The 12,778-nt window shown below is 42.4% G+C and carries 16 protein-coding genes, 1 pseudogene and 1 other annotated feature; of the genes and pseudogenes, 13 read left to right on the forward strand and 4 right to left on the reverse strand.

The genetic code is table 11. From position 1 onward, the window contains the following. Window positions 1–51: 51 nt before the first annotated feature. Window positions 52–252 carry a hypothetical protein gene (locus FGL90_RS06440; protein ID WP_010620187.1) on the reverse strand — a complete coding sequence of 67 codons (201 nt, stop codon included), beginning with the start codon at window positions 250–252 and terminating at the stop codon, window positions 52–54. 68 nt (window positions 253–320) lie between these two features. Next, complete coding sequence (locus FGL90_RS06445) at window positions 321–908, reverse strand: GNAT family N-acetyltransferase (RefSeq protein WP_010620186.1); 588 nt, start codon at window positions 906–908, stop codon at window positions 321–323. Between the two features lie 257 nt (window positions 909–1,165). Here FGL90_RS06445 and eno point away from each other — a divergent pair, with 257 nt between their 5' ends. The 13 genes and pseudogenes from eno (at window position 1,166) to crcB (ending at window position 10,911) form a co-directional block, all read left to right on the forward strand. Then, entirely contained in the window at window positions 1,166–2,449 is a 1,284-nt protein-coding gene (eno, locus tag FGL90_RS06450; RefSeq protein ID WP_010620185.1) for a phosphopyruvate hydratase, read from the forward strand. A gap of 72 nt (window positions 2,450–2,521) precedes the next feature. Beyond that, window positions 2,522–2,754: a binding site (T-box leader), on the forward strand. A 39-nt stretch (window positions 2,755–2,793) separates the two neighbouring features. After that, window positions 2,794–4,440, forward strand: coding sequence for a peptide ABC transporter substrate-binding protein (locus tag FGL90_RS06455; protein WP_010620184.1), 1,647 nt, complete (start codon window positions 2,794–2,796; stop codon window positions 4,438–4,440). Between the two features lie 12 nt (window positions 4,441–4,452). Further along, a pseudogene (pepT, locus tag FGL90_RS06460) lies at window positions 4,453–5,721 on the forward strand (peptidase T). 111 nt (window positions 5,722–5,832) lie between these two features. After that, window positions 5,833–6,204: a DUF1304 domain-containing protein gene (locus FGL90_RS06465; protein WP_010620183.1), complete on the forward strand. Its 372-nt coding sequence runs from the start codon at window positions 5,833–5,835 to the stop codon at window positions 6,202–6,204. A gap of 14 nt (window positions 6,205–6,218) precedes the next feature. Next, a complete protein-coding gene (locus FGL90_RS06470) occupies window positions 6,219–6,710 on the forward strand; it encodes a prolyl-tRNA synthetase associated domain-containing protein (RefSeq protein ID WP_010620182.1) in 492 nt (163 codons plus the stop codon). 81 nt (window positions 6,711–6,791) lie between these two features. Then, window positions 6,792–7,025 (forward strand): cytochrome b5 domain-containing protein, encoded by a 234-nt coding sequence (locus FGL90_RS06475; protein ID WP_010620181.1) that lies wholly within the window; start codon window positions 6,792–6,794, stop codon window positions 7,023–7,025. Window positions 7,026–7,130: 105 nt separating this feature from the next. After that, window positions 7,131–7,748 carry a hydrolase gene (locus FGL90_RS06480; protein WP_010620180.1) on the forward strand — a complete coding sequence of 206 codons (618 nt, stop codon included), beginning with the start codon at window positions 7,131–7,133 and terminating at the stop codon, window positions 7,746–7,748. Window positions 7,749–7,919: 171 nt separating this feature from the next. After that, a complete protein-coding gene (locus tag FGL90_RS06485; RefSeq protein ID WP_010620179.1) occupies window positions 7,920–8,615 on the forward strand; it encodes a M57 family metalloprotease in 696 nt (231 codons plus the stop codon). Between the two features lie 14 nt (window positions 8,616–8,629). Continuing rightward, entirely contained in the window at window positions 8,630–8,890 is a 261-nt protein-coding gene (locus tag FGL90_RS06490; protein WP_147657404.1) for a hypothetical protein, read from the forward strand. A gap of 94 nt (window positions 8,891–8,984) precedes the next feature. After that, the gene (locus FGL90_RS06495; RefSeq protein WP_010620178.1) at window positions 8,985–9,536 is read left to right on the forward strand and encodes a ferritin-like domain-containing protein; all 552 of its coding nucleotides are present in this window, start codon (window positions 8,985–8,987) and stop codon (window positions 9,534–9,536) included. A gap of 137 nt (window positions 9,537–9,673) precedes the next feature. Continuing rightward, window positions 9,674–10,087: a prenylated flavin chaperone LpdD gene (gene lpdD, locus FGL90_RS06500; protein WP_010620177.1), complete on the forward strand. Its 414-nt coding sequence runs from the start codon at window positions 9,674–9,676 to the stop codon at window positions 10,085–10,087. A 99-nt stretch (window positions 10,088–10,186) separates the two neighbouring features. After that, window positions 10,187–10,564 (forward strand): fluoride efflux transporter FluC, encoded by a 378-nt coding sequence (locus FGL90_RS06505; protein ID WP_147657406.1) that lies wholly within the window; start codon window positions 10,187–10,189, stop codon window positions 10,562–10,564. Further along, on the forward strand, window positions 10,561–10,911 hold the full coding sequence (crcB, locus tag FGL90_RS06510; RefSeq protein WP_010620175.1) for a fluoride efflux transporter CrcB: 351 nt from the start codon (window positions 10,561–10,563) through the stop codon (window positions 10,909–10,911). Before FGL90_RS06505 ends, crcB begins: the two co-directional genes overlap by 4 nt. Before the next feature lie 184 nt (window positions 10,912–11,095). On the opposite strand, the gene FGL90_RS06515 is transcribed toward crcB, so the two are convergent. Then, window positions 11,096–11,854, reverse strand: a complete 759-nt coding sequence (locus FGL90_RS06515; protein WP_010620174.1) for an ABC transporter permease — start codon at window positions 11,852–11,854, stop codon at window positions 11,096–11,098. A 3-nt stretch (window positions 11,855–11,857) separates the two neighbouring features. After that, window positions 11,858–12,775 carry an ABC transporter ATP-binding protein gene (locus FGL90_RS06520; protein ID WP_147657408.1) on the reverse strand — a complete coding sequence of 306 codons (918 nt, stop codon included), beginning with the start codon at window positions 12,773–12,775 and terminating at the stop codon, window positions 11,858–11,860. Window positions 12,776–12,778 lie beyond the last annotated feature (3 nt).

Here is a 12,778-nt window from a genome sequence, read left to right on the forward strand (position 1 = left end):
TCTAGGCTATGCTCATAAGCAAACCGCCTTTTGTCGCACCCTTGTTTTTGTTTACGATTCCTTTTCCGGATGCTCCTCAGGAATTGGCGGATGCGCCTTTCCAGGAGTTGGAAGCGGATGTTCGATTGGCCCTGGTTTGGGCATTACTTCCGGCTTGATAGGGGGTTGTTCCTTTGGCATAGGCGGTTTCGTCCGGTTAGGATCCCGCGGATGGGCAGGAAATTCTGGATGATCACTAGCTGCATTTGTCATGAAATTGCCTCCTTAGCTTTGTCTACCTTAAGTTTACAGGGTTAAGTTGGCGAAAACGAGTTTGGTGCTTATTGACTATATTTCATATACAGATAGTTTTCGAAGCCACTTTGCTTAGCGTGTTTTTCTGAAACTTTCATGAAAACTTGATAGCCCAACTTTTTATAAAGATTAATGGCCTTCAAGTTTGAATCTGCTACTTCAAGAACGTACGAGCTAAATGGCGTATTTTCATGGAGATAGTTAATTAAGGCGGTTGCGACACCTTTGTCCCGATGATTAGCTGAAGTTGCCACAAATTCAATCGCTCCCATATTTGGTTCGAGGGTGAACGGATAGGGCTTGGTCTCAAGTTCCCTGTGCAAAATTCGATAAGCAATTGTGCCCATTATTAACCCAAAGTGTTTCCGAAATTCCTTTTTATTGAGCATGATTGACGGATGCTGAGAATTAGTACAAGCTGCAAAGCCCATAACAGCACCATCTTCAACAGCAATATAAAAGACATCAGCATTAAAAATGTGCGCAAAAGCGCGAGAAAGTTTCTCCCGATCTTTTGAAAAAAATTTTAGCCAGTCGTAAAAACCATCAACAAAAATTTGACTGACTTCAAATTGGGCTCTGGAATTAGCTTCGTTAAGTTTAATAATTTTCATAACGAACTCCTTAAACGAGGTATTTGGTGATATTAGAATAACAGGTTTCCAAAAGAGTGTATATAAATAGAAGATGGGGCCTAACTAAATTAGAGTAACGCATCTTGCATTCAGTTTAACGTTGACCTATAATTCAGTTGTAATCGAATACGTGATGACGTTCACGTAATATTATCTAAGATAATTGACGACGTCTGTTAGGAGTTTTTCTCCTAGCAGACGTCTTTTTTTTAGACATAATTGAGGAGGAATTTTTGATGAGTATTGTAATTGAACAAGTCAAAGCTAGAGAAATTTTTGATTCAAGAGGAAACCCAACCGTTGAAGCCGACGTTATTTTGTCGGATGGCACGTTAGGCAGGGCAGAAGTACCTTCTGGCGCTTCAACTGGTGAGTTGGAAGCAGTTGAATTGCGTGATGGCGGAAACCGCCTTATGGGCAAAGGGGTTAGCAAGGCTGTCAATAACGTCAATACCGAAATTAATAAAGCGCTAAAGGGCGTATCTCCACTTAATCAAGCTAACGTTGACCAAATAATGATTGACCTAGATGGCACCAAAAATAAAGCCCGTTTAGGTGCAAATGCCATTTTAGGCGTTTCGATGGCAACGGCCCGTGCTGCCGCCAATTATGAAGGAATTCCCCTTTACCGGTATTTAGGTGGAACAGACTTGGAATTGCCACAAACCTTCCATAACGTCATTAATGGTGGCGAACATGCAGACAACGGCATCGACATGCAAGAGTTCATGATTACCCCCGTTGAGCGAACCAGTTTTCGTGATGGATTTGAAAAAATTGCGAATACCTATCACACCTTAAAAAAGGTGATTGAAGACGCTGGCTACCAATCAGGTTTAGGCGATGAAGGCGGGTTCGCACCAGATTTGGATTCTTCGACTGAGGCACTTAAAATGTTGCACGAAGCGATTCAAAAGGCTGGCTATACGCCAGGCAAGGAAATTGCGATTGCGTTTGACGCAGCTGCTTCCTACTTCTATAACACGAAGACCAAGCAGTATGATTTTGAAGGCACGCATAAAACCGCCGTAGAAATGGGTCAGTACTACAAAGAGTTACTAAAGGAATTTCCAGAAATCATTTCTATTGAAGATCCCTTTAGTGAGGACGACTGGGAAAACTTTGAGACCTTCACCAAGGAAATGGGCGACAAAGTTCAAATCGTGGCGGATGATCCCGTTTGCACGAATCCTGAATTAATTACGAAGGCAATCAAAGAGGGACTGGCGAACTCAATTTTAATCAAATTAAATCAAATTGGAACGGTTACTGAAACGCTTGAAGCAGTTCGGCTCTCTCGTAAAAATGGTTACACAACGATGATTTCCCATCGATCGGGTGAAACGGGTGATACCTTTGTTGCTGACTTTACGGTTGCAACAAATTCAGCCCAATTAAAGTCGGGGGCTCCAGCTCGTTCTGAACGTGTGGAAAAGTATAATCAGTTGCTTAGAATTGAAGAGGATCTGGGGAAGGGTGCAAGAATTGCAAGATTCCCAAATGACGTCAATTTTGACTAGAAATTAAAATCCCGCCTTGACACTTTAATAAAAAATGATAATATTAAAATCATATTAGAAATATATGAGGAACAATCAACAATGATGAGAAGAGTAGTCCAGTAATCAAGATTGAAGAGACCGCAGATTGGTGAGAATGCGGATCTAAAAACTGGGTGAAGATGAGCTCTGAGTTAATAGGCAGTGCAAGCTGACTATTCGGAATTAGGCACGTTAAAGCCTCTAACTTTTGGCAACAGAAGTTTTGAGGTGGCGTATGTGAGTACGTCATAAATTAAGGTGGTAACGCGAAAGTCGTCCTTCAGCAATGAGGGCGACTTTTTTAATTTGAGGGGGAAGTTTTTATGAGTCGGAAAGCAACATTATTTGGAGCAGCTGCGTTAATTGCATTAGTATTAGCGGGTTGTGGCAGTCAAGCAAAATCAAGCAGTGATAAACAGTTAGCAAAGACGCAGGAACTCAACTGGACGGAAGCCTCAACATTGGCAACTGCCGATCTTTCAAAGGCAACAGACACGTTAAGTTTTAACACGTTGATGGAAACCCAAGAAGGTCTCTATCGGTTAAACAGTAAGGGGGCTGCTAAGGATAACAGCGCGCTTGCAACGGACACGAAAGTTACAAATGGTGGTAAGACATACACCTTCACACTTCGGAAGAATGCCAAGTGGTCAAATGGGGATCCCGTAACCGCTCAAGATTTCGTTTATTCTTGGCAACGCACGGTTAATCCTAAAACCGCTTCTCAGGACGCCTTCTACTTTTACCAAGTGAAAAATGCGGAAGCCATTAATTCTGGTAAGAAACCATTAAGTAGTTTAGGCATTAAGGCGGATGGCAAGTACAAGCTCACCGTTAATTTGACGAAACCCGTTACCTATTTCAAAAAATTACTCGCATGGCCACTTTTCTACCCCGTCAATCAAAATGCGGTTCAAAAGTACGGCAAAAAGTATGGCACTCAGGCCAAGTACTCTGTCTATAGCGGTCCTTTCAAGCTCACAAAGTGGAACGGCCAAAGCGACAAGTGGTCGTTGGTTAAAAACAAGTCATACTGGGACAAAAAGTCGGTTCATTTGACGAAGATTAATGAATTGGTTACGGTCAGCACGACGACCAGCTACAATTTATTTAAATCAAAACAAGTTGACGAAACGTTATTAAGTGGCCAACAAGTTAAGAATAACCAGGCTAGTTCTGATTTCGTTAAACGCCTCCCAACTGGGACTCAACGTTTGGAACTTAACCAAAACAAGGTCAAAGCCTTCAAAAATGTGAACGTTCGAAAGGCCTTCTCATTAGCTATCAATCGTAAGCAATTGACCAAAAATGTCCTCCAAGATGGGTCAGAACCTTCAAAGGGATTTGTTCCAGCAGGAATGGGAAATAACCCGAAGACGGGCGAGGCATTTGATAAAGAATCCGAAGTTAAGTCATCCGTTAGTTACGACTTGGCCCAAGCTAAGAAGCTCCTCAAGAAGGGTTACAAGCAAACAGGTCTCAAGAATATTGACGTGACCTTACTTGTTTCCGATACCGACAGTAGTAAACAAACCGCTGAATTCCTACAAACGGAACTTCAAAAGTTGCCGAACGTTAAGGTGTCAATTTCAACGATTCCATATGTCACTTTGATTCAAAAACAAAGTTCAAAGCAGTACGACATTACCGTCAAAGGTTGGCAATCAGTTTTTGCGGATCCAATTAACTTCTTGGACGTTTACGAAAAGGGATCTAGCTACAATACGTCCGGTTACAGCAACAGCAAATTTGATAAGTTACTGGATGAATCAGAAAACCAGGATGCCAACAATGCTTCAGAACGTTGGGCTAAATTGGTAGAGGCCGAAAAAGTGCTCTTAAATGACCAAGGCACCGTTCCACTTTACCAAGCAGCAAAGTCCCAGCTCGTTCGTTCAAACGTGAAGGGAATTATCTACAACCCTGCAGGAGTGCCTTATGACTGGAAGACAACCTATATTACGAAATAAGTGGTGAAATGCATGAGTGAGATTAATCAGCATTATATTGAAAAGCTGTTCATTGATTACGCAAAAGTGAATACTCGCTCTGACGCAGGTAGCCAAACGGTACCAACGACGCCCGGACAGGTAGTCCTCGCTAAACAAGTTGAAACCGATTTGAAGAAACTCGGTGTTTCAGAAGTAAAATTTGATGAAACGAATGGCTACGTCACTGCGACGCTGCCAGGAAATGCCAGCAAAGGAATCTCCGCGTTGGGGTTCATCGCCCATTTGGATACGGCCGATTTTCCGGCAGATAATATTCAACCGCAAGTCCATCCGAACTATGATGGTCAAGATGTCGTGCTAAATGAAGCACAAAACATTGTGTTGAAAGTGAGCGAGTTTCCCAATTTAAAAAAGGTGAAGGGCCAACGACTCATTACGACAGATGGGACGACGCTCCTTGGCGCAGACGATAAAGCAGGAGTTGCGGCTTTATTCGGGGCCTTAGAATTCTTACTTAAGAATCCATCAGTGAAACACGGTCCCATTCGCATTGCATTTGGACCAGATGAAGAAATCGGTCGAGGTGCCAAACGGTTCGATGCAGCCCATTTTGGAACGGACTTTGCCTATACGTTAGATAACGGGCAGCCGGGGCAATTTGAATACGAAACGTTTAATGCGTCGGAAGCTAAAATTGAAATAGCGGGGACTGCGGTGCATCCCGGCGATGCGTATGGTTTGATGGTCAACGCGGTGACGCTTGGTAACGAGATTATCAGCGCACTTCCAAAAGATGAAGTACCAGAAAAAAGTAAAGATCATGACGGCTTTATTCTGGTTAATCATTTTGATGGAACGGTGGCTCACGCCAGCATCTAACTAATTATTCGTGATTTTGATACCCCAAGGTTTCATAAAAACGAAGGCGTACTTCAAAAGATTGTCGATCGACTTAATAGTCGGTTTGATGAGCAACGAGTCATGTTGGAAATTACGGAACAGTATCAAAATATTGGGGATGAAATTCGCAAAAATCCCTACATCGTGAATTTAGCATTGGATGCTTACAGGAGGATTGGCTTAACGCCTGATATTCAGCCGTTTCGTGGTGGAACCGATGGAAATGCGATAACAGCAAAGGGGATTCCAACGCCCAACCTGTTCAATGGTGGTGACAACTTTCATGGACCGTATGAGTATGTGACAACGGAAGCCATGGCTTTGACCGCTAAGACGATTGTGGCGATTGCGCAGGAACACGTGCGTCAATTTGGAAAACATGATAATCAGCCTCTTTAATTAAGGGGTAAGGAGATTGGCAATTTGCCAGTCTCCTTTTTTTGAAAAATAGTCGGCTTGCTAGATTTTTTTAGTGATTTGGGGCATTCTTAAGGGGTGAGGAGTGATTTGATGAACTTAATAATTATAATTTTATCCGCCCTAATTGGAATTGAACACATCGGTATCATGGGAATAGAAATGTTTGCGAGTGATTCGGTAAAGGCCAACGCATTTGATATGCCAATCGATTACGTGAAGCTACCCAACACTAAGGTCGCCCTAGGTAATCAAGGAATTTATAATGGGATGCTGGGAATTTTAATTATTGCCACCCTATTTATTTTTCCCATTGGCACAATGCTGACCTTTTTAAGCTTGCTGATGGTCTTTATTGCAGTGGTAGCGCTATACGGCGCAATGACCGCAACCAAGAAAATTCTGTTCATCCAATTTTTACCAGCAGTCATCAATTTGGCACTGATTATCTTAACGTTTAAATAGAGGAGGCACCTTTGATGACGCAATTTGAACAAGTTAAGCAAACATTGAAGAATCTCGACATTTCTTACCAAATGGTGGATCATCCTGCCGTCTTCACAACTGATGAGGCGGATCAATACATTGTTGGGATTGAGGGCGTCCGGACCAAGTCAATGTTCATGACTAATAAGAAGAAAACGGCCTTTTACCTGTTGATTATGGATGACGCCAAGCGACTAAACTTTCACGAGTTTGAAGAGTTGACCGGTGCCAAACGAGTCAAGATGGCATCGCCAGAAAGTTTGCAGGAAAAATTGGGATTAGCCCCAGGGATGGTGTCAATATTTGGCCTGATTAACAATCAAGAGCGGGATGTTCAAGTATTCTTTGATCGGGATATCATCGAAGAAGACCGAATGAGTTTTCATCCAAACGTGAATACGCATACCATTTTTGTTGCGACAAGCGATGTTTTTAAGTTCATTCACGCAATGAACTTTGACTATAAAGTTTTAGCGTTAGACTAGCCGTGCCACAATAGGTAAAAATTGACTAAGAAAATGTAAGCGCTATACTTAATTCAAGAACACGAAAGCGAGGTATTTTTAATGGCAGAAAAAGAATTCACTAAAGAAGAGTTAAGCCAATTTGATGGGAAAGATGGTCATAAGGCTTACGTAGCAATTGACGGATTAGTTTATGATCTAACGGAAATTGGTGCCTGGGAAAATGGCAAACACCATGGGTTGACCGCTGGTAAGGATTTGTCTGAAGAAATTACGAAGGCCCCACACGGTAAGAGTGTTTTATCGAAGTTAACAGTGGTTGGCAAATTAGTTTAAGCTTTAAAACGGGCAAGGGCCCGTTTTTTTATGGAGTCATATTGCTTGAAATTTAATTTGAAAGCGGTTACTTTTACGTTAACAACTAAAAAGGGAGCGATTCGCATGACGAGTGAAGCAAGACGAGATCCCCAGAATGACAACCTGTTAACCCCTGAAAACTCAGTATTCTTATTAATTGATTATCAACCCGTTCAAATTGATTCGGTTAGTTCAGTTCCCCGCGGGGAGTTGCTAGATCATATTGAAGAAACCGTTAAGCTAATGAATTTGTACAAGGTCCCAACGGTACTTTCCACCGTGAATGTTGGCACCCACCGAAATCAAGATACGATTCCACGGTTGAGGTCACTGCTGCCCGACAACGTGAGCTATGATCGAACAACCATCAACGCATGGGAAGATGTTGAATTTAAACAGGCGGTTAAGGCAACTGGCCGGAAAAAACTTATTATTGCTGGATTATGGACTGAAGCTTGTTTAGCATTTCCAACTTTGGATGCGTTAAAGGAAGGCTATGAAGTCTTTCCAGTTGTGGATGCGGTTGGTGGAACCTCAACCGTTGCCCATGAAATTGCGCTTCGGCGAATCGAACAAGCTGGCGCGCAGCTAACGAGCATTGCACAATTGGCATGTGAATTGCAGCGAGATTGGAATCGGAGTGAAACTGCAGGCGATTATGTGCAATTGATGGCCGAAGGTGGCATGTTCCAAAACTTCTAGAGTGAATTAAAAAAAGCTGGTAGACCATCGTGGTCTATCGGCTTATTTGATTTTTTCTTATATTTTCACTAATAAAGCGTTAAGGTAGGCCAAAAATGTAGCCGTTTTCTCTGAAACGGATTATAGTTATCTAACGCTAAACCACTAAGTAATTTGAAAAGAGGAGTCAGTTTGAAACGTCTTTCCCTATTCTTTTGGCTGTTCTTATTAATTGGTGCTGGAGTTGTGTATGAAAACGAAGACTTACGCGATTCAGCCGCAGCCACAATAACCGAAGTAAAAAAATCAATTGAATTAACGATTCCCCAAATAAAGCAAGCTTACTCTCCAAAAGAGGAGAGTCGTAGTGAATCAAAAACGGTGACAACCTCCTCTAAAAAAGAAACGCCTTTGGAATCGAATGTCCCATCAAGTGGGCTATCGAAAACCTATTACTACCATTTTTCTAAGAACGTGCCCACATCAGTTCGAAACGTATTTGAGCAGGCGGTTGAAAAGTATAATCAAACCGGTTTGGTTAAATTAATAGCTGGTGAAGGAACCGCCAAGCAAAATCAGATTAATTTTTTCGTCTATAAAAAGAATATGTCCGATAAGCAACAGGGAGCAGTTGAGTTGGGCCATGGAGGTCCGCAAATTATTCAGCAATATGGTTTCGGCGCTTATACTGCCAACCATGCCCGTTCTGGATTAAATATTAAGTATTCGCAATCGGTTAAATTATCGGTTGCGATGCACGAACTGGGACATGCACTTGGGCTGGGACATAGCGACCAGCAGAGTTATTTGATGTATCCAATCGATCAGGGAATCACCACGCTGTCCGATGCCGATTTAAAAGGTCTGAAATCGATTTATCAAAAGTGAAAGGAACCTATTAAATGAGTACATTATTTTCAGTTACAGCTAGCAATGCAGGCCAAATTGGCATCATTGCCGGAATTATCGTGTTTGTTCTTTTGTTTTTCAAGATTATCATTGGATTCATTAAGTTTTGCTTCCGCCACCCAATCCTCTTTATTATTTTGTTGCTGTGCGGTGGGCTGGGGTTCTTCTTTAGCCTTGCGGTTGGTGGCGCCTTAATATTAGCGGTCGTTGTGGGTGGCTTTGCCATGTTCGTGATGAACGGATTTGATAATTAATTTAGCAAAATTGACCTAGATCAAATTAAACTTTCTGGATGCGCGTTAAACTGAATTTGTAAGTTAAGTAAGCGACATTCAGGAGGAAATTAATATGACAGATGTAGATGCAAAATATGAAGCAGAATTAAAGCAAGCAGACGTTGATCACCATAAACCAACGGCTGGTGCCATGACGGGTCACATTTTATCAAACTTAGTGGTTAATAACGTGAAATTGCACCAGGCTCAGTGGTACGTGAAGGGGTTGCAAGCGTTTCAAATTAGTGACTTATTTAAGTCATTAATCGAGCAAACTCGTCAAGATTATGATGAACTTGGCCTCGTTTTACTCGACGAAAATGAAATTGCGCCTTCAACGGTTGCGGAGTACACCAAGTATTCGATGCTTGAGGAAAACGGACGCAATAAGTATCTCACTGCTGAAGAGTTAGTTGATATTGCGGCACACGACTACAACACGCAAAACCTATTTGTCGATCGTGCCATCAAATTAGCTGAAAAAGAATCTCGACCAGCAATGGCTGCATTTTTGACAGCGCTCCGTGGTCATAACAATCAAGCAATTCGTCAATTGCAAGCACTTCTAGGCAAGACTGCTTGGGAAGGTCTCGTTGAAGAAGACGATGACGATGATGAAGACTAAATAGAATTTGAGTAAAGCAGGGATCCTGATAGTGTTCAGGAGTGGGCCCCTGCTTTTTTATTTGGAGAAAGATGGTTGAAATAAGCCTGTCAGCACGGTATTATGACCTTTATAGTTGATCAAAAGGAGTGAGCCACTTGAGTTTTGAAATAAGCGTTAACCAGGAGAACTATGAAATTTCCGCAAAAGTAACGGTCATTGGCCAGGATTTGCTCATTGTCATCACTGGTGGAGATCATCCGCATATTGGAGACGTCACCACGCTCACAAGGAATGATGAACCGCAAACGGTCAGATTTCCAAGTCATGACGGACGATTCCATAAGGATGATTTCGTTTCAAATCGGATTGCGAAGGCGATTCAAGCAAATTTACCTGGGAGTTGTACCATCACTGCTGGCATCCACGTTGACGGTATTACCAAAGCGCAAATTGCAGCGGCGGGTTCAATGGCAGATCAATTAGGCAATCAACTGAATGACTGGCTGAAAACTCAGTCATTTGGTCAAAATACGCCAAAGTACTACGACAAAAATGAAGCCCCAAAATAAAAATTGAGTACCCATTACCGGTGTACTCAATTTTTTTGGCACTTTTTGAAAAGTTTGATATGATATTATTTGTATTTACCAAAAGAGGGTGGTGGCAACATGGACGAACTATTCATCATTATTTTTGCAATGATTGGCGGTACAATGCGCTACGGTATCGACCAATTAATTCCCAATAGTCCACTACCAATTGCAACTTTTAGCATAAATTTGGTGGGCTGTTTCTTTTTAGCCCTTCTGAACACAACTTGGGTAGTTTCAGAGCGAGTGCCAGCACGGTTATCTCTTGGATTAGGAACGGGCTTAATCGGTGCTTTCACGACGTTTTCATCGTTCACACTCGAAATTTTAAACTTATTAATAGGGCATGACTGGTTGATTGCGGGACTCTATACGCTTGGCAGTTTAGTCTTTGGATTAGCTGGGTCATACCTAGGAGTCCAAGCTGGTCACAAACTAAAGAAGGTGTCAGAATGATGATTCCGTTTGTTGCACTTGGCGCTGGCGTAGGTGCAGTCGTTCGCTATGAGTTAACGCGATTTTTCAAGCTTATGTGGCGGACCTATTTTCCACTAGGAACGCTGATTATTAACGTTATTGCGTGTTTTTCGTTGGGAATCTTCATGACGATGAGCCATGGAGACGGAACCTTTTACGGATTATTAGGAATTGGTTTTTGTGGCGGCATGTCGACATTTTCAACAATGGCGTTTGAAACGATTGGCTTAATCAAGGAACGTTGGGTAAAAATGGCAGTTCTCTACGTGGTTGGCTCGGTGGTTCTGGGGCTGATGGCAGTTGGTTTAGGGATGATGCTGGGATAAAAGAGGTTGAAACAAAGCAAAAGCTTTGTTTCAACCTCTTCCTATTTTCTACTACTTAATCCTAATCGGGCTCCAAAAGATAACTTCCTATGCCTAACTACGATTAACAAATAATCCAGGTACGGGATTCTTCGTCAATCTAGGTTACGCTCGGAAGCTAACCACCTTTTGTCACACCTACTGTCTATACTCGTTTAGCAATCAACGTGCCAAGGAACCTAAATAAAATAATAATTGCTAGAATCCAAATTAAGGCAATCCATCCATGATTTCCAATCGGTTGAGAACTTAGCAATCCGCGAATCGATTGAATGATATGGGTCATTGGCTGATTCTCAGCAAAAACTCGTATAAACTTGGGCATTCCGGTCACTGGCACGAACGCGGAACTGACAAATAAAAGAAACAGAATGATGTAGGAGAAGGCACTTGCACCATCAATACTGGAGGCCATCAGCGCAAATGGAACCGAAATCCAGGTGATGGCAACGGCACTTCCTAGCAGAATAAGGAGCACGAGCAACCAGTCAACAAGCAACGCGTGACTTCGAAATCCAACTAGGAATCCAACACCTAGGACGACTAAGGTTGAGGTCATCATGAAAATAACCGAAGCAACTGATTGTCCATTTAAAACCGCGGATTTTGAAATTGGGAGTGACTTGAAGCGGTCAAACATCCCTGAAGTTTTATCCATATTTATTCGGAGTGCCGTGTAGGCCGATCCCGTTGCAATAGTCATCAGTAAGATTCCAGGGAGTACATAATTAACATACTCCGCATGACTTAAGCCATCAATCTGAATGGCGCCGCCAAAAAGGAAAACCATTAGTAGGAGCATCATGACCGGCATGATGATGACCGTGATAATTGTGTCGACGCTACGTAAATTATGTTTGATCAGCCGACCAGCTAATGTGAATGTATCTGATAAATAGGTCATCGCTTAGACCTCCTTTGTGAGCTGCATGAAAACATCGTCGAGAGTTGGCGCCGTGACTTCAAAGGAAACTGGTTTCAGGGCCGCGTTTTGCAAAATCGATAGAATGTCCATGACCGTTTGAACCGTATCCGGCAATTTAACTGAAAGTGACACATCATTAATTGGGGATAAATCGAAACCAACGAGTTGGCTGGTCGCTTGATGCAGTAGTTGTTCCGTTTCAAACGTTAGAATTAATTTTTCTGGTCCAGCTAATTGTTTCATTTCAGCCGGTGTGCCAGTTTCAATAATACGGCCGTCCTTTAGAAAGCCAATCTGGTCGGCCAATAAATCAGCTTCTTCTAAATACTGAGTTGTCAGAAAAATTGTTTTACCAGCTTTTTTGAGTTTTCGGATAGTTTCCCATAGGTCATTTCGGCTTAAGGGGTCGAGGCCAGTAGTTGGCTCATCCAGAAAAAGAATCTCCGGATCACCAACCAGACTCATTGCCAAATCCAATCGGCGACGCATACCACCCGAGTAGGTTGCCACACGTTTATTGGCGGCAGCACTTGGTTTGAACTCGTTTAATAAATCGACTGCAATCTGGTTCGGGTTCGAAACGTGACGTAATTTTGCAATTAATTTCAAATTTTCATGACCGGTCAGCACGTCATCGACAGTTGATGCCTGCGCACTATAGCTGAAAAGACGTTGGATCTCTTGCTGATGTTGGCGGACTTCCAAGTGACTAATTGAAACGGTGCCATTATCTTGATCCAGTAACCCGGTGATGATTTTTAGGAGGGTGGTTTTTCCGGAGCCGTTTGCCCCAAGTAACGCATAAATTGTCCCAGTTTCAACGGATAGGGTCACGTCAGTTAAAACGGTCTTGGTTTTGAAACGTTTCTGAATATTAGCGACTTCAATTATGTTGGTCATATC

The organism is Secundilactobacillus malefermentans (assembly GCF_008033155.1).
GTDB classification, from domain to species: Bacteria; Bacillota; Bacilli; order Lactobacillales; family Lactobacillaceae; genus Secundilactobacillus; species Secundilactobacillus malefermentans.

Bases quoted from the DNA above. Each gene is read 5' to 3' on its own strand.
- FGL90_RS06440 (WP_010620187.1), bottom strand. From the start codon at position 252: ATGACAAATGCAGCTAGTGATCATCCAGAATTTCCTGCCCATCCGCGG.
- FGL90_RS06445 (WP_010620186.1), bottom strand. From the start codon at position 908: ATGAAAATTATTAAACTTAACGAAGCTAATTCCAGAGCCCAATTTGAA.
- eno (WP_010620185.1), top strand. From the start codon at position 1,166: ATGAGTATTGTAATTGAACAAGTCAAAGCTAGAGAAATTTTTGATTCA.
- FGL90_RS06455 (WP_010620184.1), top strand. From the start codon at position 2,794: ATGAGTCGGAAAGCAACATTATTTGGAGCAGCTGCGTTAATTGCATTA.
- FGL90_RS06465 (WP_010620183.1), top strand. From the start codon at position 5,833: ATGAACTTAATAATTATAATTTTATCCGCCCTAATTGGAATTGAACAC.
- FGL90_RS06470 (WP_010620182.1), top strand. From the start codon at position 6,219: ATGACGCAATTTGAACAAGTTAAGCAAACATTGAAGAATCTCGACATT.
- FGL90_RS06475 (WP_010620181.1), top strand. From the start codon at position 6,792: ATGGCAGAAAAAGAATTCACTAAAGAAGAGTTAAGCCAATTTGATGGG.
- FGL90_RS06480 (WP_010620180.1), top strand. From the start codon at position 7,131: ATGACGAGTGAAGCAAGACGAGATCCCCAGAATGACAACCTGTTAACC.
- FGL90_RS06490 (WP_147657404.1), top strand. From the start codon at position 8,630: ATGAGTACATTATTTTCAGTTACAGCTAGCAATGCAGGCCAAATTGGC.
- FGL90_RS06495 (WP_010620178.1), top strand. From the start codon at position 8,985: ATGACAGATGTAGATGCAAAATATGAAGCAGAATTAAAGCAAGCAGAC.
- FGL90_RS06505 (WP_147657406.1), top strand. From the start codon at position 10,187: ATGGACGAACTATTCATCATTATTTTTGCAATGATTGGCGGTACAATG.
- crcB (WP_010620175.1), top strand. From the start codon at position 10,561: ATGATGATTCCGTTTGTTGCACTTGGCGCTGGCGTAGGTGCAGTCGTT.
- FGL90_RS06515 (WP_010620174.1), bottom strand. From the start codon at position 11,854: ATGACCTATTTATCAGATACATTCACATTAGCTGGTCGGCTGATCAAA.
- FGL90_RS06520 (WP_147657408.1), bottom strand. From the start codon at position 12,775: ATGACCAACATAATTGAAGTCGCTAATATTCAGAAACGTTTCAAAACC.